The sequence below is a fragment of the Streptomyces sp. NPDC005181 genome, assembly GCF_040608395.1.
Classification (GTDB): domain Bacteria; phylum Actinomycetota; class Actinomycetes; order Streptomycetales; family Streptomycetaceae; genus Streptomyces.
Genome location: NZ_JBEXID010000266.1, coordinates 1 through 1,105, shown reverse-complemented (window position 1 = coordinate 1,105; position 1,105 = coordinate 1). Strand labels below are relative to the sequence as shown.

The window sequence follows — 1,105 nt, the reverse complement described above, 5'->3', positions numbered from 1 at the left end:
GGCTCTCCTGCCGTATGTGTGGGTGCTCTGACCTGCCCTGATACGTGAAACACGCCGTCTCCTGTGATCCTTGAGGTGTTGAGGCTCAAGTTGGATCAAGCAGGAAAACGGCGTGTCTGTCTTCAGGATATGGAAGCGGACGCTGATGACCCAAAACATGGTGGTCGAGGGCGTCCGGATCGATGAGAACGAACAGTGTGTGATCGTGTCAGTACGGCCTGATGCCCGCCGTCGTGGCAGGTGCGGACAGTGCCGCCGTCCGGCCGCCGGGTACGACGCGGGCCGGGGCAGGCGCCGGTGGCGGTGCCTGGACCACGGGGCGGTGCGGGTGTTCCTGGAGGCCGACATGCCGCGGGTGTGGTGCCGGTCGCACGGCGTCGTCACGGCCGCCGTGCCCTGGGCCCGCCACGACGCCGGGCACAGCCTGGCTTTCGACCGGCAGACCGCGTGGATGGCCGCGGAGTGCTCCAAGTCCGCGACCGCGCAGTTGATGCGGACCTCGTGGCGCACGGTCGGCGGCATCGTGGCGCGCGTGGTCGCCGACCGCGACCGGACCGTCGACCGGCTCGCGGGGCTGACCCGGATCGGGATCGATGAGATCAGCTACCGCAAGGGGCAGAAGTACATGACCGTGGTCGTGGACCACGACACCGGCCGGGTCGTCTGGATGGCCGACGGGCACGGCAAGACCGTCCTGCACCGCTTCTTCGACGACCTCGGCGACCAACGGGCCGCCGCACTCACCCACATCAGCGCCGACGGCGCCGGCTGGATCGCCGACGTCCTCGCCGAGCGTGCTGAGAGGGCGGTACGGGTGATGGACCCCTTCCACGTGGTCGCCTGGGCCACCGATGCCCTGGACACCGAACGCAGAGCCTCGTGGAACCGGGCCCGCCACCAGGCCGAGGACACCGGCGGCCGCGAGACGGCCCGCGCGTTGAAGGACTCCCGGTTCGCGCTGTGGAAGAACGCCGACGACCTCACCGACCGCCAGGCCGCCAAGCTCACCTGGATCGCCGCGACCGACCCCCGCCTCCACCGCGCCTACCTCCTCAAGGAAGCTCTGCGGAGCGTATTCACCCTGGCCAAGACCCGTCCCACCGCG

The 1,105-nt window shown here is 69.5% G+C and carries 1 protein-coding gene; it reads left to right on the top strand.

Translation table 11 applies throughout. The features are described from left to right. Positions 1-145 precede the first annotated feature (145 nt). Positions 146-1,105, top strand: a 960-nt coding sequence (locus ABZV38_RS40540) for an ISL3 family transposase (RefSeq protein ID WP_356333990.1), incomplete at its 3' end; no start/stop codon positions are given.